21 protein-coding genes are annotated in these 19,067 nt (G+C 65.9%); 9 read left to right on the top strand and 12 right to left on the bottom strand.

Going from position 1 to position 19,067, the window contains the following annotated elements; all coding sequences use genetic code 11:
• Window positions 1-131 precede the first annotated feature (131 nt).
• From EYV96_RS15670 to EYV96_RS15655, 4 genes are all read right to left on the bottom strand, one after another.
• Window positions 132-455, bottom strand: coding sequence for a hypothetical protein (locus EYV96_RS15670; protein ID WP_131152522.1), 324 nt, complete (start codon window positions 453-455; stop codon window positions 132-134).
• A gap of 150 nt (window positions 456-605) precedes the next feature.
• Entirely contained in the window at window positions 606-929 is a 324-nt protein-coding gene (locus EYV96_RS15665; RefSeq protein WP_131413535.1) for a hypothetical protein, read from the bottom strand.
• Between the two features lie 160 nt (window positions 930-1,089).
• Window positions 1,090-1,794, bottom strand: a complete 705-nt coding sequence (locus tag EYV96_RS15660) for a ComF family protein (protein WP_131152520.1) — start codon at window positions 1,792-1,794, stop codon at window positions 1,090-1,092.
• A gap of 60 nt (window positions 1,795-1,854) precedes the next feature.
• Window positions 1,855-2,061: a hypothetical protein gene (locus EYV96_RS15655; RefSeq protein ID WP_131152519.1), complete on the bottom strand. Its 207-nt coding sequence runs from the start codon at window positions 2,059-2,061 to the stop codon at window positions 1,855-1,857.
• 145 nt (window positions 2,062-2,206) lie between these two features.
• On the opposite strand from EYV96_RS15655, the gene bioB reads away from it, so the two are divergent.
• From bioB to bioC, 5 genes are read left to right on the top strand one after another with little or no spacing between them, the layout of a single operon-like run.
• The gene (gene bioB, locus EYV96_RS15650; protein ID WP_131152518.1) at window positions 2,207-3,211 is read left to right on the top strand and encodes a biotin synthase BioB; all 1,005 of its coding nucleotides are present in this window, start codon (window positions 2,207-2,209) and stop codon (window positions 3,209-3,211) included.
• 6 nt (window positions 3,212-3,217) lie between these two features.
• Window positions 3,218-4,402, top strand: coding sequence for an 8-amino-7-oxononanoate synthase (gene bioF, locus EYV96_RS15645; protein WP_131152517.1), 1,185 nt, complete (start codon window positions 3,218-3,220; stop codon window positions 4,400-4,402).
• A gap of 27 nt (window positions 4,403-4,429) precedes the next feature.
• Window positions 4,430-5,185, top strand: coding sequence for a sulfurtransferase (locus EYV96_RS15640; protein ID WP_131152516.1), 756 nt, complete (start codon window positions 4,430-4,432; stop codon window positions 5,183-5,185).
• Entirely contained in the window at window positions 5,182-5,952 is a 771-nt protein-coding gene (gene bioH, locus EYV96_RS15635) for a pimeloyl-ACP methyl ester esterase BioH (protein ID WP_131152515.1), read from the top strand. The genes EYV96_RS15640 and bioH overlap by 4 nt, the downstream gene beginning before the upstream one ends.
• Window positions 5,949-6,827, top strand: a complete 879-nt coding sequence (gene bioC / locus EYV96_RS15630; protein ID WP_131152514.1) for a malonyl-ACP O-methyltransferase BioC — start codon at window positions 5,949-5,951, stop codon at window positions 6,825-6,827. Before bioH ends, bioC begins: the two co-directional genes overlap by 4 nt.
• Here the strand turns inward: bioC and EYV96_RS15625 are convergent.
• The 3 genes from EYV96_RS15625 to EYV96_RS15615 are packed head-to-tail and all read right to left on the bottom strand — an operon-like array spanning window position 6,813 to window position 8,564.
• A complete protein-coding gene (locus EYV96_RS15625; protein ID WP_131152513.1) occupies window positions 6,813-7,265 on the bottom strand; it encodes a YeeE/YedE family protein in 453 nt (150 codons plus the stop codon). The genes bioC and EYV96_RS15625 overlap by 15 nt on opposite strands.
• Before the next feature lies 1 nt (window position 7,266).
• Window positions 7,267-7,686, bottom strand: coding sequence for a YeeE/YedE family protein (locus EYV96_RS15620; RefSeq protein WP_131152512.1), 420 nt, complete (start codon window positions 7,684-7,686; stop codon window positions 7,267-7,269).
• Complete coding sequence (locus tag EYV96_RS15615; protein WP_131152511.1) at window positions 7,683-8,564, bottom strand: MBL fold metallo-hydrolase; 882 nt, start codon at window positions 8,562-8,564, stop codon at window positions 7,683-7,685. Before EYV96_RS15615 ends, EYV96_RS15620 begins: the two co-directional genes overlap by 4 nt.
• A gap of 67 nt (window positions 8,565-8,631) precedes the next feature.
• Here EYV96_RS15615 and EYV96_RS15610 point away from each other — a divergent pair, with 67 nt between their 5' ends.
• Both EYV96_RS15610 and EYV96_RS15605 read left to right on the top strand, forming a co-directional pair.
• Complete coding sequence (locus EYV96_RS15610) at window positions 8,632-8,976, top strand: metalloregulator ArsR/SmtB family transcription factor (RefSeq protein ID WP_240732617.1); 345 nt, start codon at window positions 8,632-8,634, stop codon at window positions 8,974-8,976.
• Between the two features lie 336 nt (window positions 8,977-9,312).
• Window positions 9,313-10,368 carry a methyltransferase gene (locus tag EYV96_RS15605; protein ID WP_205746186.1) on the top strand — a complete coding sequence of 352 codons (1,056 nt, stop codon included), beginning with the start codon at window positions 9,313-9,315 and terminating at the stop codon, window positions 10,366-10,368.
• Window positions 10,369-10,405: 37 nt separating this feature from the next.
• On the opposite strand, the gene EYV96_RS15600 is transcribed toward EYV96_RS15605, so the two are convergent.
• The 3 genes from EYV96_RS15600 to EYV96_RS15590 all read right to left on the bottom strand — a co-directional run bounded on the left by EYV96_RS15600 (window position 10,406) and on the right by EYV96_RS15590 (window position 12,646).
• The gene (locus EYV96_RS15600; RefSeq protein ID WP_131152510.1) at window positions 10,406-10,981 is read right to left on the bottom strand and encodes a DNA-3-methyladenine glycosylase I; all 576 of its coding nucleotides are present in this window, start codon (window positions 10,979-10,981) and stop codon (window positions 10,406-10,408) included.
• Window positions 10,982-11,037: 56 nt separating this feature from the next.
• Window positions 11,038-11,781, bottom strand: a complete 744-nt coding sequence (locus EYV96_RS15595; RefSeq protein ID WP_131152509.1) for an MHYT domain-containing protein — start codon at window positions 11,779-11,781, stop codon at window positions 11,038-11,040.
• 94 nt (window positions 11,782-11,875) lie between these two features.
• Window positions 11,876-12,646 (bottom strand): 4-vinyl reductase, encoded by a 771-nt coding sequence (locus EYV96_RS15590; protein WP_240732616.1) that lies wholly within the window; start codon window positions 12,644-12,646, stop codon window positions 11,876-11,878.
• Window positions 12,647-12,871: 225 nt separating this feature from the next.
• Between EYV96_RS15590 and EYV96_RS15585 the strand changes: the two genes are divergently transcribed.
• Window positions 12,872-13,792, top strand: a complete 921-nt coding sequence (locus tag EYV96_RS15585) for a DMT family transporter (RefSeq protein WP_205746185.1) — start codon at window positions 12,872-12,874, stop codon at window positions 13,790-13,792.
• Window positions 13,793-14,371: 579 nt separating this feature from the next.
• Here EYV96_RS15585 and EYV96_RS15580 read toward each other — a convergent pair.
• Both EYV96_RS15580 and EYV96_RS15575 read right to left on the bottom strand, forming a co-directional pair.
• Window positions 14,372-15,322 carry a pyridoxal-phosphate dependent enzyme gene (locus EYV96_RS15580; protein WP_131152508.1) on the bottom strand — a complete coding sequence of 317 codons (951 nt, stop codon included), beginning with the start codon at window positions 15,320-15,322 and terminating at the stop codon, window positions 14,372-14,374.
• Window positions 15,319-16,323, bottom strand: coding sequence for an aldose 1-epimerase (locus tag EYV96_RS15575; protein WP_131152507.1), 1,005 nt, complete (start codon window positions 16,321-16,323; stop codon window positions 15,319-15,321). Before EYV96_RS15575 ends, EYV96_RS15580 begins: the two co-directional genes overlap by 4 nt.
• A 68-nt stretch (window positions 16,324-16,391) precedes the next feature.
• Here EYV96_RS15575 and pepN point away from each other — a divergent pair, with 68 nt between their 5' ends.
• Entirely contained in the window at window positions 16,392-19,040 is a 2,649-nt protein-coding gene (gene pepN / locus EYV96_RS15570) for an aminopeptidase N (RefSeq protein ID WP_131152506.1), read from the top strand.
• Window positions 19,041-19,067 lie beyond the last annotated feature (27 nt).

The following is a 19,067-nucleotide window of genomic DNA, read 5'->3' as shown; positions in this document are numbered from 1 at the left end:
GGACGCAAGCTATCCATGGGGAAATCGCGAAGCGACCAAAGCGGCAGAACACTGTTCTCCCACGCAACGGGAGAACTGTTCTGGACTACGCCCGATGCAGTACGAGAGGACTCTCCGCCCCTCACCCATGCCTACCCACCCTTTTCCTCAACCAGCCGTTCGCTGCCGATATAAACCGACACTCCATCGAATCCGTCGATATCGCCAGGCTTGATCGGATGCGTCGAGCGATAGAGCCCGTGTCCGGCAGGCGTGCCGTTATCCCAGTAGAGCGCGCACCGCACCACGTTGGCGGCGTGCTGGCTGCAGTCGTACCACGCGCCGCCATCGGAACCACCGGCCCAGCGAGCCGACGCAGAAACGTTGGAGGGACGATCGGGTGGCGCGGGGCCTCCGCAGGAGGCCGTGCTGGCGATCGCCAACAAAAGTACGCAGTAGCTACTTCCTTTTCTCATCCCGCTTCCCTTCCTTTTCAGGATTGTCGGTGACGTGCCGAGGCGGCAGTGGGAGTTCCCCTGAGTGCCGGCAGCAACTCACCTGTTTTTCCACCGGACAATCTGCGGCCTCTCACTACCTGACATGCCCCATCAGACCATGGCCGAGTGTTATCCGTACTTGACCACGCGCTCAAGCAACCAGCCCAGCCAGTAGTACTGAAGGGCGCCCGCACCGACCATCGCGACAAGGCTGGCCGCGTTTGATGACGCGCCGACGAGTGACAGCAGCGCGCCGACCCCGCGCACGACAGGATAGGACGTGGGCAGCGTGATGATGTAGGTGAATAGGGAGGTGGCGAAGAAGTCTCTCGACCACACCGCGACAAACAGAAAGGCTGCGAGGAAGATCCCTGCAAAGACCCATCCGGTACGAGACCTTAGACTCGGCACGTTGCCCCCTTTCGTCGTGACGACTCCGGTTCGGAGGCACACGATTTGCCACTCCGTGCGCTCAGCTGCATCGCCCCCGGCTGTCGCGTCATCATCTACTAAAAACGAGAGGGCGCGATAGCTCCATGCGAACCGGCATATTCAAGCCTGTGCGCCCCTACCCCACCAGGGACCGTTCGATCACTGAAGTTGCCGGCAGAAGCTAGCGTCCCGCAGCTCTCGCAACCGCCCATACGTCAACACGCTTGACGCCTGCCCTGCGCAAACACCGCGCACATTCAGCCAGCGTCGCACCGGTGGTCATCACGTCATCGACCAACGCAACGTGTGCCGGCAGCACCGTGCCGTGGCGCACTTGGAAGGCACCCCGCACGTTTTTTCTCCGCGCCAGTCGAGCCAGATCCGTCTGCGCTGACGTGGGACGTGTTCGGCGCAGCACGTCACGCATCAGCGGCACGCCCATGGCCTTTGCCAGCGGCCTGGCCAGTTCCAGCGCCTGGTTGTATCCGCGATGCCGCAACCGTTGCGTACTCAATGGCACCGGCACGATCGCCTTGGGCAATTCAGTGGGCCACGCCTGCTGCAACCACAACGTCGACAAACACCGCCCCGCCGCCAAATCACGCCCGAACTTGAACCGCGACTCCAGCCGATCCATCGGCCAGTCGTAGCGAAAGGGCACCCAGGCGGCATGCCATGGCGGTGTCTTGCGCAGGCATTCGCCGCAGGCGTCAGTGGGCAGGGGTAGCGGCAGGGCGCAACGTGCGCAGCAGCTTTGGTTGAGCGGCATGTCACGCTGGCATGGCGTGCAAAGGTCCATGCCGTCGCCGGGAGCCTTGCACAGGAGGCATTGCCAGGGGATGAGCCAGGTGGTGGCCCATTGGGCCAGTCGAACGAGCGCGTCCATGCGCGGAATCCTTTCATCAGGTGGGGGTGCATCGCAGGGCGACTCCACCTGTCTAAAACGTCACATCCTGGGCTTGAACAAAGCCGCGTCGAGGATCGACCACAGGTGGATGATCCAGCCCAGCCACACGATCCACAGGATGGCGGCGAGGACGAACATCACCGCGGCGATCAGCAGGCGGCCCTGCACGAGCTGGCCGAGGCCGGGGATGAAGAAGCTGCAAATGGCGGCAAGCACATTGCCGGTACTGCCTTGTCCTGCACTCATGGGTGCCTCCTTAGGGTCTGCGCCCGATGGTAGCTCAGCCATACCCCGGCGCATCGTCAACTTTCCGTGACCTTGGAAAGTTGACAGGGCCGGAACCGCTGCCACACTGTCGCGCCTGTCCCCATCCCCCCCGGAGAGCCGCCCCATGGCCCACGCCATCCGCCACGACTGGACCCGCGACGAGGTTGCCGCGCTGTTCGGCCTGCCGTTCAACGAGTTGCTGCATCGCGCGCACTCGGTGCACCGCGAGCACCACGACCCGAACGCCGTGCAGGTATCGACGCTGCTGTCGATCAAGACCGGCGGCTGTCCGGAGGATTGCGCGTACTGCCCGCAGGCGGCCCGTTACGACACCGGCGTGCAGGCGCAGAAGTTGATGACGGTGGATCAGGTGCTGGAACGCGCGCAGGCGGCGAAGGATGCCGGCGCCAGCCGTTTCTGCATGGGCGCGGCGTGGCGCAGCCCGAAGGATCGCGACGTGGCCAAGGTGGCGGAGATCGTCAGCGCGGTGAAGTCGCTGGGTCTGGAAACCTGCGCGACGCTGGGCATGCTCAATGGCGACCAGGCGGCGACGCTCAAGCAGGCCGGTCTCGATTACTACAACCACAACCTGGATACCGCGCCGGAGTTCTACGGCGAGATCATCCACACGCGCCAGTACCAGGATCGCCTGGACACGCTCGACCACGTGCGCGAAGCGGGCCTGAAAACCTGCTGCGGCGGCATCGTGGGCATGGGCGAGACGCGCGGTCAGCGCGCGGGCCTGCTGCAGACGCTGGCGAACCTGCCGGAGCATCCGGAGTCGGTGCCGATCAACCAGCTGGTGCAGGTGGAAGGCACGCCGCTCAATGGCACGCAGGCGCTGGATCCGTTTGAGTTCGTGCGCACGATCGCGGTGGCGCGCGTCCTGATGCCGGCGTCGATGGTGCGTCTGTCGGCCGGTCGCCAGCAGATGGATGACGCGGTGCAGGCGCTGTGTTTCTTTGCCGGCGCCAATTCAATTTTCTACGGCGAGAAGCTGCTGACCACGGGCAACCCGGACGTGGAGCACGATCGCCAGCTGTTCGCGCGCCTGGATCTGAAGCCGCTGGAAGTGGTGGAAACCTCCAACACCGTGCACGCGGACATCATGCAGCACTGCGCGGCGTAAACCGCGATGTCGCCGCGCCCCGATGCCCTCGCGCGCCTCGCCGCTCATACGGCGGAGCGCGCGAAAGCCGGCCTGCGTCGGCGGCTGCGCGCGTTCGATCACATGGACGGGCCGTGGCTGGAGCGCGACGGGCGCACGCTGCTGTCGTTCTGCGGCAATGACTACCTGGGCCTGGCGCAGCATCCGCAGTTGATCGCGGCGCTCAAGCGCACGGCCGATGACGAAGGCGTGGGCAGCGGGTCGGCGCACCTGATTGCCGGGCATCGCGCCGAACATGCCGCGCTGGAAGAAGCGCTGGCCGAGTGGACCGGGCGCGAGCGTGCGCTGCTGTTTTCCACGGGCTACATGGCCAACCTGGGCGTGATGCAGGCGCTGCTCGCCGAAGGCGATGTGTGCGTGCAGGACAAGCTCAACCATGCCTGCCTGCTCGATGGCGCGAAGCTGAGCGGCGCGGAGTTGAAGCGTTATCCGCATGCGGATGTGGAAGGCGCGGCGCGCCAGCTGCAGTCGCGCCCGGGCGCGTGCGCCCTGCTCGCCACCGATGGCGTGTTCAGCATGGATGGCGATGTCGCGCCGCTGCGCGAGTTGTCGGCACTGTGTGCACGTGAAGGCGCGACCTTCATGGTGGACGATGCGCACGGCCTGGGCGTGCTGGGGCCCGAGGGCGCCGGCAGCGTGGCGGCGGCGGAGCTGTCGCAGCACGATGTACCGGTGCTGATGGCGACGCTGGGCAAGGCGCTGGGGTGCTTCGGGGCCTTCGTGGCCGGGCGGGCCAGCCTGATCGAGGGCCTGGTGCAGTCGGCGCGGACCTTTGTCTACACCACGGCCATGCCGCCGGCCATGGCGGCCGCGACGCTGGCGGCGGTGCGGGTGGCGCGTGAAGACGCCTGGCGGCGGGACAAGCTTCAGTCGCTGATCCGCCGTTTCCGGGACGGGGCGGGCCAGCTGGGCTTGCCGCTCATGCCCTCCGATACGGCCATCCAGCCGCTGCTGATCGGCGATGCGAACCATGCCGTGATGGCCGCCGAGGCCCTGGAAAGCGTGGGTTTCCTGGTGGGGGCGATCCGGCCACCGACCGTGCCGCAGGGCAAGGCCCGGCTGCGGATCACCCTCTCGGCCATGCACGAGGACGACCAGGTGGACGCCCTGCTGGAGGCCCTGTCCGGGCTGCCCTGGGCGACGGAAGTATAATGCGCGGCTAACTGCCGTATCCCCGCCATGTCCATCCTCAATCTCTCTGCCTACAAGTTCATCAGCCTGGACGACCTCCCGGGCCTGCGCGAGCGCATGCTCGAGCGCTGCCTTGAGCTCGACCTCAAGGGCACGATCCTGCTGGCCCCCGAGGGCATCAACCTGTTCCTCGCCGGCCCACGCGAGCCGATCGACGCCTTTGTGGCGTGGCTGCATACCGATTCGCGCTTTGCCGACATCGTGCCGAAGGAGTCCGTTTCCGACGGCGTGCCGTTCGGGCGCATGCGCGTGCGGCTGAAGAAGGAAATCATCACCATGCGCATGCCGGCGATCCGGCCCGAAGGCGCGCGTGCGCCGTCGGTGTCGCCGGTGGTGCTGCGGCGCTGGCTGGAGCAAGGTCATGACGACGATGGCAAGGCCGTGGTGCTGCTCGATACGCGCAACGATTACGAAACCGATGTCGGGCTGTTCAAGGACGCGGTGGATTACCGCATCGCCAGCTTCACCGAGTTTCCGGCGGCGCTTGCGGCGGATCGCGCGCGCTTCGAGGACAAGACCGTGGTGTCGTACTGCACCGGTGGCATTCGCTGCGAGAAGGCCGCGCTGCACATGCAGGACATCGGCATCGAGCGCGTGTTTCAGCTCGAAGGCGGCATCCTTAAGTATTTCGAGGAAACCGACGGCGCACACTGGGACGGCGATTGCTTCGTGTTCGACGAGCGCGGCGCGGTGGACAAGGGCCTCGCACCGGCACCGCTGACCGACAGCAAGGACGCCGCATGAGTCTTTACATCGAGCAGCGCCGCACTGGCCCCGTGCCGATGGTGGTGCTGCACGGCTGGGCGATGCACGGCGGCATCATGTCGCCGCTGGTCGAGGCGCTGGAATCGCGCTGCACGTTGTATGTGGTGGATCTGCCCGGGCACGGGTATTCGCGTGATTGCGGGATTTCGCTTGAGCCTTCCGCGTGTGCGGCAGCGATTCGCGCGCAGACGCCGCCCGCGCTGTGGCTGGGCTGGTCGCTGGGTGGGTTGATTGCGCTGACGGGTGCGCTGGACGATCCGCAGCATGTGCGCAGCCTGGCCGTCGTTTGCGGTACGCCGAAGTTCGCGCGCGATGCCGGCTGGCCATATGGCAGCGATGGCAAGCTGGTGCGCCAGCTCGCCGACGATCTGGAAACCGACTACAAAGGCACCATCGATCGCTTTCTCGCGTTGGAGGCGATGGGTAGCCCCGATCCGCGCGCCGAGTTGCGTCACCTGCGCGAGATTGCCTTTGCGCACGGCGAACCGGACATGCGCGTGCTGCAGGAAGGCATCCATATTCTTGACGACACTGATCGTCGCGCGGCGCTGCCTGACGTCAGGGTGCGTAGCGCGTGGGTCGCCGGCAGTCGCGATCGCCTGGTGCATCCAGACGCGATGCGCTGGTCGGCCACGCAGTGCGGCGGCACCTTCACCCAGATCGAACACGCGGGCCACGCCCCCTTTCTCGGACACACCGACGCCGTCGTGCAAGCGCTCGCGCCGTTGCTGGATTCTTATCGATGAGCGATTTTCACGTCGACCGGCGCCAGGTTCGCCGCAACTTCGGCCGCGCCGCGCGCACCTACGAGCAGCACGATGCGCTGCAGCGGCAGGTGCAGGACGTGTTGCTGGAACGCCTGGATTTTTATCTCGATACGCCCGAGCGCGTGCTTGATGTCGGCGCCGGCACGGGTCGCGGCAGTGCGCTGCTCAAGAAGAAGTACGGCAAGGCGCAGGTGATCGCGGTCGACATGGCCGTGCCGATGTTGCGCGAGGCGAAGCAGCACGCCGGCTGGTTCAAGCCGTTCCAGCGCGTGTGCGCGGAGGCGACGTCCCTGCCCTTCCCCGACCACAGCGTCGACGTGCTGCATTCGAACCTGTGTTTCCAGTGGGTGGATGATCTGGCGGCGCTGTTCGGCGAGTGCGCGCGCGTGCTCAAGCCCGGCGGCTTGCTGGCGTTCACCACGTTTGGCCCGGATACGCTGCGCGAGTTGCGCGCGGCCTGGGCAAGCAGCGATGAGCAGGCGCATGTCAGCCGCTTCCTGGACATGCATGATTTGGGCGACGCGATGATTTCGGCGGGCCTGCGCGATCCGGTGCTGGACGTGGACCGCTACACGATGACGTACAGCGAACCGCGCATGCTGCTGAAGGAATTGCAGGGCCTGGGCGCGACCAATGCCGATACCACGCGTGGTCGCGGCCTGATGGGCAAATCGCATTACCGCCGCATGCTGGAGACCTACGAGGGCATGCGCGTCGACGGGCGCATTCCGGCGACGTGGGAAGTGGTGACGGCGCACGCCTGGGGCCCGCCGCCGGGGCAATCACGCCGCGCGGGTGGCGGCGAGATCGCTACGTTCTCGGTCGACAGCCTGCGTGGTTCACGCCGTCGCTGAGTCGGCGTTTTCGACACGCACCGCCTGGCGGCGCGACCACCAGCGATAACCGATGCCGCCGGCCAGCATGGCCGGCACGAAAACCCATGCCTCGGGCATGCCGCCGCCAAGGCTGACCAGTGCGGGGCCCGGGCAATAGCCGGCCAGGCCCCAGCCAACGCCGAACAGCGCGGCGCCACCGATCAGCTTGCGATCGATCACCTGGCTGAGCGGCACGTGGAAACGGGTGTCGAACAGCGGGCGCGGCTGGCGCAGCACCCAGCGGAAACCGATCGTGCTGACGATCAGCGCGCCGCCGAGCACGAACATCAGCGTGGGATTGAAGGCGCCAGCGATATCGAGGAAGCCCTGCACCACGCGCGGGTCGCTCATCTGCGAGACGACCAGCCCCAGTCCGAACAAGGCGCCGGCAAGCAAAGCGGCAAGGATGCGCGCCATGTCAGATCACTCCCAGCAGATGGCGCGCGACAAAGACCGTCACGAACGCCGTGATCATGAAGGTGAGCACGGCCGCGAGCGATCGCCTGGAAAAGCGCGCGAGGCCGCAGACGCCGTGGCCGCTGGTGCAGCCGCTGCCCATGGCGGTGCCGACACCCACGAGTAGCCCGGCAAGCACAAGCACGCCGCGCGAATAGCCTTCGCGAGGTGCTTCGTGCGGAAGCAGATGCAGTGCGAGCCCACCGGCGATCAGCAGACCGGCGACGAAGGCGATGCGCCAGACGCGTTCGCTTGCTGCCGTGTCACTGATACCGAAGGCGATGCCGCTGATGCCGGCGATGCGCCCGTTCAACCACAACAACAGCACAGCGGAGAGGCCGATGAGTGCCCCGCCCGCCAAACCTGCGAGCCACATGCTCATGACGCTTTACCCAGGCGATTGAGCGGGAGGCGGAAGTAGCGGTTGCCATCCTCATCCGGTGGCGGCAAGCGACCGGCGCGAATATTCACCTGCAGCGACGGCAGGATCAGGCGCGGCACCGGCAGCGTGGCGTCGCGCGTGGTGCGCAGGGTGACGAAGCTGTCCTGCGACGCGCCGTTGCCGACGTGGATGTTTTTTTCGCGCTGGGCGGCGATGCTGGTCTGCGCTTCGGCGCTGCGCGATGCGGGCGGGTAGTCGTGGCAAAGGAACAGGCGGGTGTCTTCCGGCAACGCGAGGATGCTGTGGATCGAGCGATACAGGCGCGTGGCATCACCGCCGGGGAAGTCGCAGCGCGCGGTGCCCGTTTCCGGGGCAAACATCGTGTCACCGATGAATGCCGCGTCGCCGATCACGTAAGTGAGGCCATCGTCGGTGTGGCCGGGCGTGGCCATCACGCGAATGTCGAGCACGCCCGCGTGCAGCACATCGCCATCGTCCAGCAGCTGGTCGAACTGGCGGCCGTCGGGCACGAATTCGTCGCCCATGCCGAACAGCGCCTTGAAGCGGGCCTGGACCTGGGTAATGCCGCGGCCGATGGCGAGACGCGCGCCGAGTGCATCACGCAGGTGATCACCGGCGCTCAGGTGATCGGCGTGGGCGTGGGTTTCGAGGATCCATTCGACCGTGAGGCGGTGCTCTTTGACGTAGGCGAGCACGGCATCAGCCTGCACCGTCGAGACGCGTGCGGCAGCGGCGTCGTAGTCGAGCACGGGGTCGATGACGACAGCGCTGCGGCCTTCATGCACCACGTAGGTGAAGGTGTTGGTGTCAGCGTGGAAGAACGCCTTCACTTCGGGACGGGAGCGTGTGTCTGGCATGGTTCAGCCCTTGCCCTTTACTTTAGAGATTGCTAAATTAGATTCGTCTGTATTGGAAGTCAAGCCCATGGCATCACGCAGCTCTCCTGCCGCTCCGCTGCGCGGCGACATGCAGGCGATGGCCCGCCACGCCGAGGCCGCCGCCCAGTTGCTCAAGTCGCTCGCCCACCCCGAGCGCCTGCTGGTGCTTTGCCGCCTGGTGGAGGGTGAGGCCAGCGTGTCCGAGCTGCAGGAGCAGTCGAGCCTCTCGATGTCGGCGCTTTCCCAGCATCTGGCGGTGCTGCGCGATGCGGGCCTGGTCGATACACGGCGGGAAGCCCAGAGCATTTTCTACTCCCTTGTGGACAGTCCCGCCATCGGCGTGTTGCAGGCGCTGCATGACAGCTACTGCGGCAAGGGCAAGCGCCGTTAAGGCATCGAAACCGCTGAAAACATGACTTCTTCCGCACGGCCTGTGGTGTTAGGCCAGTGAGTCATGCGTTGCGTTTCGTAAGTGTGGCGTAGGGAAACGAACGACGCGTCGTGCGAGAAAATGCCTTGTTTTCGGCCGTTTTGAAGCTGTCTTGACGCTGCTTGCGACACAGCGAAACGCGGCCTATGCCATCCGTCCGAACGCCGAAAGTCATCTGTTACGCGCCTCGCAGCGATGGCTAGATGCACCCTCCACAACACGTAGTCAGCATGGCGCCTCCGTTCAGGGGTAGTTGGCGCAGTACGACGCGTCAATTCACCTGGAGGAAGCATGTACATGTCGCACGACCATTCCGCTGCCGCCGTTGCGCAGGCCGCTCAACCCGTTTCGTCCATCACGCCCGATTACCTGCTGCAGCTTGGCATGGGTTTCTGGGCGTCACGCACGGTACTTTCCGCCGTCGAACTGGGCGTTTTTACCGAGCTGGCCAAGGGTGGCCGCACCGCCACCGCGCTGATGGGGCTGCTTGGGCTGCACCCGCGCTCGGCGGTCGATTTTCTCGATGCTTTGGTGGCCCTGAAGCTGCTCCAGCGCGACAGCGGGATCTATCGCAACACGGCGGATGCCGACCTTTTCCTTGATCGCGCCAAGCCGTCGTATGTCGGCGGCCTGCTCGACATGTGCGCAACACGCCTGTACCAGTCGTGGGGCAATCTCACCGATGCGCTGCGCACCGGCCAGCCGCAGAACGGCTCGGCCAAGGACGACACGGCGTTCGATCAGCTGTATCGCGATGAAGCGAGCTTGCGGGAATTCCTGTCGGCCATGACGGGCGTGAGCCTCGGCGCGGCGCAGGCGATGGCGCAGAAGTTCCCATGGCATCAGTACAAAACTTTTATCGACCTGGGCGTGGCGCAGGGCGCGCTTCCCGTGCAGGTGGCGCTGGCGCATCCGCACCTGACCGGCGGCGGTTTCGACCTGCCGGTGGTGGGCAAGGTGTTCGACGAATACGTTGCCAAGCATGGTTTGCAGGAGCGCCTCCGTTTCTATCCCGGCGACTTCTTTGCCGACGCGCTGCCGCAGGCCGACGTGCTGGTGATGGGCCACATCCTTCACGACTGGAACCTTGCCGAGAAGAAGCAGCTGCTGGCCAAATGCTACGCCGCGCTGCCGGAAGGCGGCAGCCTGATCGTGTACGACTCGATCATCGATGACGCGCGCAAGGAAAATGCGCTGGGCCTGCTGATGAGCCTCAACATGCTGATCGAAACGCCCGGAGGCTTCGATTACACCGGTGCCGATTGCATCAAGTGGATGAAGGAAGCCGGTTTCCGCGAGGTGCGTGTCGAGCACCTGGCGGGGCCGGAGTCGATGGTGATCGGCATCAAGTGATGCTGCGTGGCCTTCTCCCACGGACGGGAGAAGGCCTTTAGCGCTTGCCGTAGCGGAAGCACGTCACGGCGTGGTCGTTGACCATGCCCGTAGCTTGCATGAAGGCGTAGCAGATGGTGGAGCCGACGAAGCGGAAGCCGCGCTTGCGCAGCGTTTTGCTCATCAGATCGGACACGGCGGTGGTCGCCGGCACCTGGTTGGAAGTCTTCCAGTGGTTGACGATGGGCTTGCCGCCGACGAAGGACCACAGGTACCTATCCAGGCTGCCGTGTTCCTCGATGACTTCGAGCGCGATGGTGGCGTTATCGCGCGCCGAGCTGACTTTGAGCCGGTTGCGGATAATGCCCGGGTCCTGCAGCAGCTTCTCCAGCTCTTTGTCCTTCATCGCCGCGACGCGCGCGATGTCGAACTGATGGAACACTTCGCGATAGCGCTCGCGCTTGGCCAGCACCGTGCTCCACGACAAGCCGGCCTGCGCCCCTTCGAGCACCATGAATTCGAACAGCCCCTGGTCATCGTGCAGCGGCACACCCCACTCGGTGTCGTGGTAGTGCTGCATGGCGTCGGAGCTGTCGGTAGCCCAGGGACAACGGGTAAGCGGCTTGGCTGGCATGTCGGGCTCGGCGTGAGGGGCAAGGCGCGCACACCTTACACCCTCCGCCGATGCGCTCAGATGCTCAGCGCGGCGCGGCGGCGCTGCCGCACGCTCAGTACGCCGAGGATGACGATCAGCATGCCCAGCACGAGGACGAAGATCGTCTCGCCCAGGTGGTCGCCGCGGATGCCATCGGCGAAGTGCGTGGGCAACTGGCTGCCGTTGTCGTCCATGCTGACCGCGGCCATGCCGGTGTAATGCATGCCGCAGACGGCGACACCCATGACGAGAGCACTACCCACCATCTGTACCGGGCCACGCATGTTGAAGGCCAGCCATAAGGCGGCGATCGACGCGACGACGGCGATGAGCATGGAGATCATCACGATGTTCATGTCGTAGCTGAGGAAGGCGCCCATCATCATCGCGGCCATGCCCAGGTAATGCATGCCGGTGACGCCCAGGCCCATGAACAGGCCACCGACGAACAACTTGCCCCAGCCGAAGGTGCCACTGCTGGCAATGCCAAAACCGAGCGAACAGGACACGAAGGCGATCACGGCGGACATGATCGTCATGCTCAGTTCGTAGGTCACCGGCATGCCCATGTCGCAGGCGAGCATCCCGATGAAATGCATTGCCCAGATCGCGCCCACGCCCATGACGGCGCCAGCGGCCACGATGGCGCCGAAGCGTTGGCGCGTCGACTGCGCCTCGGGGATGGCTACCGCCAGTTGCAGCGCGGTGAAGGATCCGAGCACGGAAACCACGTACGACAGCACGACCAAAGTCAGGTTGAACGTCTGGTGATCAGGCATGGCACGACCTCCCTGTGGGACGACGGAAAAATGCACGTTGGGGTACGACGGCGCGGCGCGCGGCGCGCTGCGCGCTGCGTTCGGGCGGCAAGGCTTAATCGGATACGTCGATGACGCAGGCCGGCGCGCCATCGCTGCGGCAATGCAGGCGATGCACCTCGACATCGTGCCTGCCCATGGCGCCGTTCAACACGCCTTCCAGGTAGCCGGCGAAGAAGTGGCAGCCGGTGTGGCCACCGGGCGGGCACAAGGGACTGTTCTGGATGTGGAACTGGCCGTCGCGGCACTCGGCCGCCACCAGTTCACGCAGGGCCGGCAAGGCAATGCGCTTGATGGCGTCGACCAGGGGCAGCTTGGCCCCCATGGCGTAGTCGCGCTTGTAGATCCACGTGCCGGTGCGCTGGCCCGCCAGCAACAGCGAGGGCTTGCGCGCCGGGTCGGCGACGGCGTGCTCGAGCGTGAGCAGCCACGGGTAGACCTTGGGATAGTCACGCGCCAGTTGCGGCAGCACGGCTTCGACCTGGCGGACGTCGGCAGGCAAATCCGGCGATCCGGCGGCCGGCGCGGGCACCGGCGCGGGTGTCGCCACGGGCGCCGGAGTAACGAGCGGCGGGGTTGGGGCATGGCCCACCCCGGCCAGCGCGGTTTCGAAGCTGCGCACGCGGGCATGCGTGGCGAGCCCCTCTTCCAGCGACGACTGATGTTCGGCCGGACCACGCACGCGCATGGTCAGCCACGTTCCCCTTTGGTCCTGGGACAGGCGCTGCCGCAGCAGGGTATACCCGCTGGCAACGACCAGGCGTCCAAGGTCAACGAGCAATCCCTCGCGACGATCCGACAGGATCTGAAACTCCAGCTCGATCATCAGGCCCCCCATAAGGTCGATGCTGGTGCGCGCTTTTGTTATCACGACGCAAAATGCAAAGCAAAAGATTTCGTTGCTGCGCTGCGCTTGGGGCGATTGGTCCTAAGCAGAAACGAAGACTGGACTTCCAAACGAAATAGCTTGCGACGAAACTGTCGCCCCGCTTGCTCGCCCCTCCCGGGCGTACGTGAGTACGCTTACCTGCTTCGAAGGTTGTCCGGCCCGATGTCCTCTTCCTCCTCACAACGCAGCGCCGTGATCGCCATGATCGCGACCATCCTGATCTGGGCCTACAGCTGGATCGTGATGAAGCAGGTGCTGCAGCACGCCGGGCCGTTTCAGTTTTCGGCGATCCGCTACGTCCTGGGCTCGGTGGTGCTGTTCATCGCCCTGATGGCAATGCGCCAGCCGCTGAAGCCGCCGCCGCTGGGCCTGACCTTCCTGATCGGCATGAGCCAGACCGCTTTTTTCCAGGGCCTGGGGCAGCTTGCGCTCGTGTCCGGTGGCGCCGGGCGCATCGCCCTGCTTGCCTACACCATGCCGTTCTGGGCGGTGCTGCTGGCGTGGGCCATCCTCGGCGAGCGGCCGACGCGGCGCCACTGGATCGGACTTGCCTTCGCGGCCGTGGGCCTGATCTGCATCATCGAACCGTGGCGCGGGCTGGGTTCGAGCACCAGCACCTTGCTGGCCATGGTCGCCGGGTTCTGCTGGGCCATGGGCACGGTGCTGAGCAAGAAGATGTTCATCGAGCACCGCCCCTCCCCTCTCAATCTCACCGCGTGGCAGATGGCCTTCGGTTCGCTGGCCTTGTGCGTGCTGGCGGTGTGCATCCCGCAGCGCCCGATCGAATGGACCTGGGGCCTGATTGGCGGGCTCGCTTACAGCGTGCTGCTGGCGTCGAGCCTGGCCTGGGGCATGTGGCTGTTCGTGCTGCAGCGCCTGTCGACGGCCATCGCCAGTTTGTCGAGCCTGGGCGTGCCGATCGTCAGCGTGGTGCTGGCGTGGATGATCCTGGGCGAGCAGCCGGGGCCGACGGAGTACGTCGGCATGGCGTTCATCGTGCTGGGGCTGGTGGCGGTGAGCGGCGTGCGCGTGTGGCGGAAGGCCTGGCGCGGCGCGCAGCCGTCGAATTCGAACACGCCGTAGGGCACGCTGATCCGCGGGTTGGCGGCGTACCACATGATCTCCGCCAGATCGGGCAGGAAGATGTGCTGCGGCGCCGGCGTACTCGTTTTGGGCATGCTCTCGTCGAAGCGATAGTTGCCGGACCACGCGTAGTAATGCATCTCCCCCAGCGGCCGGCTGCGGCGGTCGCCGCGGTCCGGTTCGATGTGCCAACCCGGTGCGGCGGGGTCGGTGGTCGAGATCATGTTGACGTAGCGCGCTGATCCTCCATCGAAGAAGTACCAGTAGCTGGGGCCTGCCGGCGGCGTGAGCTTGAGCGCGACGTCCGTCATCACGGCGTCGCTCTTCGGCAACCGCGTGAAGGACAGCGTGAAGTGCGGGTTGGCGGACAGGTGGTAGTGGGCGCGAAGCAGTGGACAGGTCGTTGCCGCACTCGCCGGGCCGATGCAGGCCAGCAAGCCCGCGACAATCAGCGCCAGCGCCCTTCTTCCTTGAAATGACACGAAGGTTCCTTGCCGCCATGGGAGACGGCGCAACCTAGCGCACGACTCTGGCGAATCGCTGGCAGCGAAACGCCGGAGTCGTGGCGGCGCCGTTCGATCAGAACGGCAGGGCTTCCAGATCCACGTTGCCGCCGGTCAGCACCAGGCCGACGCGCTTGCCGGCGAACTGTTCCGGGCGCTTCAGCACGGCGGCGAACACCGTTGCACTGGACGGCTCGATCACCAGCTTGAGTTCGCGCCAGAGGGTTTTCATGGCGGCAACGACTTCGTCGTCGGACACCGTCACCACCTGGGTGCCGTGCTGCTGCAGGGCTTCGAAGTTGGATTCGCCGATCAGCGTGCGCAGGCCGTCGCAGATGGTGTTGGCGGTGATGCCCGCGATGCGCGAGCCCTGTGCCAGCGACTGGGCGGCATCGTCGGCACCTTCGGGTTCGGCGGCGATCATCTGGATGGAAGAATCCAGCGCGTGCGCGGCAATGGCGCAGCCAGCGGCCAGGCCGCCACCGCCGACCGGCGTCACGATGATGTCCAGATCGCCCGCCTGGTTGAGCAGTTCGAGAACGAGCGTGCCCTGCCCGGCCATGACGCGCGTGTCGGCGTACGGATGCACGAGGTCGGCGCCGGTCTGGCGCTGGACTTCGGCGGCAGCGGCTTCGCGGGCAGGGGTGTTGGGAGCACAACGATGGAGCACCGCCCCGGCCTGCTCGATGGCTTCGAGCTTGGCCTTCACCGCGCCCTCGGGCACGACGACGTGCGCGGGAATGCCGCGCGTGGAGGCGGCAATGGCCAGTGCATTGCCGTGGTTGCCGGACGAGTGCGTGACCACGCCGCGCGCGGCTTCGTCGTCGCTCAGCGACCACACCGCATTGCAGGCGCCGCGAAACTTGAAGGCACCGCCGCGCTGCAGGTTTTCGCACTTGAAAAACAGCTGCGCGCCGGCCAGCGCGTCCAGGCGCGCGTTACGCATCACGGGCGTGACCACCGCGTGCGGTGCGATGCGCGCGGCGGCATCACGGATGGCATCGATTCGGGGCAAGGCGACACTCATGGCAGGACGATCTCCACTCCACAACGGTAGGTACGGGCTTCGCCGGCTTCCAGGCGAATGGCTTGCGCGCAGTCGGCGCGATTGAAGGCGTTGGACCAGCTCTCCATGGGCTCCAGCGCGACCGAGCCGCGCACGTCGCGCGTGACGGTGTCGGCGGTGAAGCCAAGCATGACGCCGGATGCCTGCCAGAGCGCGATGGCGAGGCCGTTGGCCGGATCGCGCAGCCAGGTGCGCGCGCGGCCATCGGCATCGGGGACGAGGTCGGCCCAGGCGTGGTTGAGTTCCTGCGCGCCGATGATCTTGTAGCTACGGAAATCCAGCCCGGCCTCGCGCTCCAGCGGCGCGCGCGCGGCATCGCCTTCGAGCGGGATGTACTGGGCATCCGTGCGCACGACTTGGCGCGCGGGAATCTTCAGCTCCAGCTGTTCGATCGGCGTCTCGCCAAGACGGAAATACGGATGCCAACCGAAGAAGCACGGCGCGGCCTGTTCGCCGACGTTGTGCATGCGCGCCCGCACCTCAAGGCCTTGCGCGTTGAGCACGTAGGTGACCGTGAGGTCGATGGCAAAGGGATAGCCCGGATGCACGCCCGGGCGGATGGCCTGGGTGGTGAAGGTGACGCGCGCGCCGGCTTCGTCGGCATGCCGTTCGGTCAGGTCGAAATCGACGCCACGGACGAAACCATGGCGTGCTGCGCGCTGGTCGCCTTCGACGCCCGGTTGCAGGTCGTATTCGGTGCCATCAAACGTGTAGCGCGCATCGGCGATGCGGTTGGCAAAGGGGACCATGACGGCGAAGCGGGAGCTGGGGCGGCTGTCGAGCTCGGCAGCGTCGCGGTAGCCGTCGGCGAGGTCGAATGAGGTGCCTTGCCAGGCTTGCTCGATCGACATGACGGTGGCGCCGCGGCGGGCAATGCGGACCTTTCGGCCGTTCGCATCGTCGTGCAGGACGGCGATTTCATGGGGCCCGACGGTGGTTCGCTCAGCCCGGAAGGCGACCATGGTCTTGTCCTGCCATTAAAGCCCCGCATGTTAGCCTGATCTATCCCCTCATTCCCCCTGCGATCGTCATGAACACGGTTTCCGAGCAGTCCACCGCCCCCATCCGCCTCAGTGACTACCGCGCCCCCGCCTGGCGCGTCGAGCGCGTCGAACTGGTGTTCGACCTCGATATCGACAGCAGCGAGGTGACGTCACGCCTGCATCTGCGCCGTGACCCGGCGCAGGACGAGACGCTGCGACTGGACGGCGAAGGGCTGGACCTGCTGTCGATCAGCCTGGACGGGGTGGCGCTGGAGCCCGGCCAGTTCCGGCTGGTGGACAGCGCGCTGGAAGTCGAGGGCGTGAAAGACGGCAGCGTGCTGGAAACGCGCGTGCGCACGCATCCGGCCGCCAATACCGCGCTGGAAGGACTGTATCTGTCCGGATCGCGCGAGGCCGGCTTCCTGCTGACGCAGTGCGAAGCGGAGGGATTCCGCCACATCACCTTTTTCCCGGATCGCCCGGATGTGCTCGCCAGCTACACGGTGACGCTGCGCGCCGACAAGACGCGCTTCCCGGTATTGCTGGCCGGCGGCAATCCGGATGGCGCCGGCGAACTGGAAGGTGGTCGTCACTGGGCGCGCTTTGTCGATCCGCATCCGAAGCCGAGCTATCTGTTCGCGCTGGTCGCCGGCCGCCTGGAGAAGATCGAGCGGGATTACGTCACTGCCGACCAGCGCCCGGTGAAGCTGGTGATCTGGTCCGAAGCCAACGTGATCGATCGCTGCCACTACGCGATGGACGCGCTGGAACGTTCGATGCGCTGGGACGAGGAAGCCTACGGCCGGAATTACGATCTGGACGTGTTCCATGTCGTCGCCACCCATGACTTCAACATGGGCGCGATGGAGAACAAGGGCCTCAACATCTTCAACGCGAAGTATTTGCTGGCCGATCCGGACTCCACCACGGACGACGAGTACCGCGCCGTGGAAGCCGTCGTGGCGCACGAGTATTTCCACAACTGGAGCGGCAATCGCGTGACCTGCCGCGACTGGTTCCAGTTGTCACTGAAGGAAGGCCTGACTGTTTTCCGCGAGCAGCAGTTTTCGCAAGACATGAATTCCGCGCCGCTCAAGCGCATTGAGGACGTCTCGCTGCTTCGTCGCGCGCAGTTCCCGGAAGATGCGGGCCCGTTGGCACATCCGGTGCGCCCGGCGCAGTACAGCGAGATCAACAACTTCTATACCGCGACCGTGTACGAGAAGGGTGCGGAACTGGTGCGCATGGTGTCCGGGCGCCTTGGCACGGAAGGTTTTCGCCGTGGCATGGATCGTTACTTCGCGCGCAACGATGGCCGCGCCGCCACGCTGGAGGATTTCCTCGGCGCGCTGGGCGAGGCCAACGGCGTCGATTTGTCGCCCTACCTTTCCTGGTATGCGCAGTCGGGCACGCCGCGCCTGAAGGCGCGCGGGAGTTTTGATGCCGGCAAGCGCGAGTACACGCTGACCTTGTCGCAGCACACGATCGCCACGCCGAATCAGCCCGAAACGCAAGCTTTGCCGATTCCGGTGAAGCTGGCGCTGTTCCATCGCGATGGCCATCTGCTGCCGTTGCATTTGGACGGCTATACGGCGGGCGAGACCGAGCTGGTGGTCATCGTCGACAAGGGTGAACAGCAGTTCGTGTTCCGCGACGTGGCCTCGGAGCCGGTGCCATCGCTGCTGCGCGGATTTTCGGCGCCGGTGATCCTGGAAAGCCAGTCCTCGCCCGGCGATCTCGCGCTGCTGCTGCGCCATGACGTCGATGGCTTCAATCGCTGGGAAGCGGGCCAGCAGCTGGCCGTGGCGGCGTACGAAGCACTGCGCCAGGGCACGTCGGGTGATGCCGTCAGCGCCTGGTGCGATGCGCTCGCAGCGCTGTTCGATGACACGGCGGTGGACGATGCCCTGCTGGCTGAACTGATGACGCCGCCGGGTGAAATCGAGCTGGCCGAGCGCGAGCGCGAAGTCGATCCCGACCTGATCCATGCGGCGCGCAGGGCCTTGCAGCAGGCGCTGGCCGAACGCATAGGCCGTGACGCGCTTGAAGCGCGCTACACCGCGCTGGCCGGCGAAACCACGGCGGATCTCGACGCCGCGAGCCAGGCCCGTCGTCGCCTCAAGCGGCGTGTGCTCGAACTGCTGTCGTTGCTCGATGCATCGCGTGGCCACGTGCTGGCCACGCTGCAGTACGACAACGCGCCGAGCATGACCGACCGCCTGGCCGCCTTGTCCGTGCTGGTGCGCACCGACGCGCCGCAGGCAGCCGCTGCATTGACGCATTTCCGCGAGCGCTACGCCGACAACCCGCTGGCGCTCGACAAATGGTTCAACGTGCAGACGCAGCGCCAGGGTGCGGCGTCGCTGGTGCGCGTGCAGGAGCTGGAACGCGATCCCTCGTTCACGCTGAAGAATCCCAATCGCGTCAATGCGCTGTTCGGCGCGTGGGCACGCAGCAATCCGGTGGGTTTCCACCAGGCCGATGGCGCGGGCTACCGCCTGCTCGCCGAACGCCTGGTGCAGCTGGACGTGCTTAATCCGCAGGTGGCCGCGCGACTGGCGACGGCGTTCAACGGTTGGCGGCGACTGGAACCGGTGCGTCGCGAGCGGGCGCGCGCGGCCGTCGAGCAGATGGCAGCGCAGCCGGGGCTGTCGCGCAACCTGACGGAAATCGTGCAGAGCATGCTGCGCGATTGATCGCTTAGCAGAGGGAAGGTTCGCTGA

The sequence above is a fragment of the Dyella terrae genome (genome assembly GCF_004322705.1).
In the GTDB taxonomy this organism is placed as follows: Bacteria; Pseudomonadota; Gammaproteobacteria; order Xanthomonadales; family Rhodanobacteraceae; genus Dyella_D; species Dyella_D terrae.
This window is presented reverse-complemented; position numbering and strand designations above follow the sequence as displayed.

Excerpts from the sequence above, each read along its gene's own strand:
- EYV96_RS15605 (WP_205746186.1), top strand. The coding sequence starts at position 9,313 with ATGTCGCACGACCATTCCGCTGCCGCCGTTGCGCAGGCCGCTCAACCC.
- bioF (WP_131152517.1), top strand. The coding sequence starts at position 3,218 with ATGTCGCCGCGCCCCGATGCCCTCGCGCGCCTCGCCGCTCATACGGCG.
- EYV96_RS15625 (WP_131152513.1), bottom strand. The coding sequence starts at position 7,265 with ATGGCGCGCATCCTTGCCGCTTTGCTTGCCGGCGCCTTGTTCGGACTG.
- EYV96_RS15580 (WP_131152508.1), bottom strand. The coding sequence starts at position 15,322 with ATGAGTGTCGCCTTGCCCCGAATCGATGCCATCCGTGATGCCGCCGCG.
- EYV96_RS15610 (WP_240732617.1), top strand. The coding sequence starts at position 8,632 with ATGGCATCACGCAGCTCTCCTGCCGCTCCGCTGCGCGGCGACATGCAG.
- EYV96_RS15615 (WP_131152511.1), bottom strand. The coding sequence starts at position 8,564 with ATGCCAGACACACGCTCCCGTCCCGAAGTGAAGGCGTTCTTCCACGCT.
- EYV96_RS15590 (WP_240732616.1), bottom strand. The coding sequence starts at position 12,646 with ATGATCGAGCTGGAGTTTCAGATCCTGTCGGATCGTCGCGAGGGATTG.
- pepN (WP_131152506.1), top strand. The coding sequence starts at position 16,392 with ATGAACACGGTTTCCGAGCAGTCCACCGCCCCCATCCGCCTCAGTGAC.
- EYV96_RS15640 (WP_131152516.1), top strand. The coding sequence starts at position 4,430 with ATGTCCATCCTCAATCTCTCTGCCTACAAGTTCATCAGCCTGGACGAC.
- bioC (WP_131152514.1), top strand. The coding sequence starts at position 5,949 with ATGAGCGATTTTCACGTCGACCGGCGCCAGGTTCGCCGCAACTTCGGC.
- EYV96_RS15660 (WP_131152520.1), bottom strand. The coding sequence starts at position 1,794 with ATGGACGCGCTCGTTCGACTGGCCCAATGGGCCACCACCTGGCTCATC.
- EYV96_RS15585 (WP_205746185.1), top strand. The coding sequence starts at position 12,872 with ATGTCCTCTTCCTCCTCACAACGCAGCGCCGTGATCGCCATGATCGCG.
- EYV96_RS15620 (WP_131152512.1), bottom strand. The coding sequence starts at position 7,686 with ATGAGCATGTGGCTCGCAGGTTTGGCGGGCGGGGCACTCATCGGCCTC.
- EYV96_RS15600 (WP_131152510.1), bottom strand. The coding sequence starts at position 10,981 with ATGCCAGCCAAGCCGCTTACCCGTTGTCCCTGGGCTACCGACAGCTCC.
- bioB (WP_131152518.1), top strand. The coding sequence starts at position 2,207 with ATGGCCCACGCCATCCGCCACGACTGGACCCGCGACGAGGTTGCCGCG.
- EYV96_RS15670 (WP_131152522.1), bottom strand. The coding sequence starts at position 455 with ATGAGAAAAGGAAGTAGCTACTGCGTACTTTTGTTGGCGATCGCCAGC.
- bioH (WP_131152515.1), top strand. The coding sequence starts at position 5,182 with ATGAGTCTTTACATCGAGCAGCGCCGCACTGGCCCCGTGCCGATGGTG.
- EYV96_RS15595 (WP_131152509.1), bottom strand. The coding sequence starts at position 11,781 with ATGCCTGATCACCAGACGTTCAACCTGACTTTGGTCGTGCTGTCGTAC.
- EYV96_RS15655 (WP_131152519.1), bottom strand. The coding sequence starts at position 2,061 with ATGAGTGCAGGACAAGGCAGTACCGGCAATGTGCTTGCCGCCATTTGC.
- EYV96_RS15575 (WP_131152507.1), bottom strand. The coding sequence starts at position 16,323 with ATGGTCGCCTTCCGGGCTGAGCGAACCACCGTCGGGCCCCATGAAATC.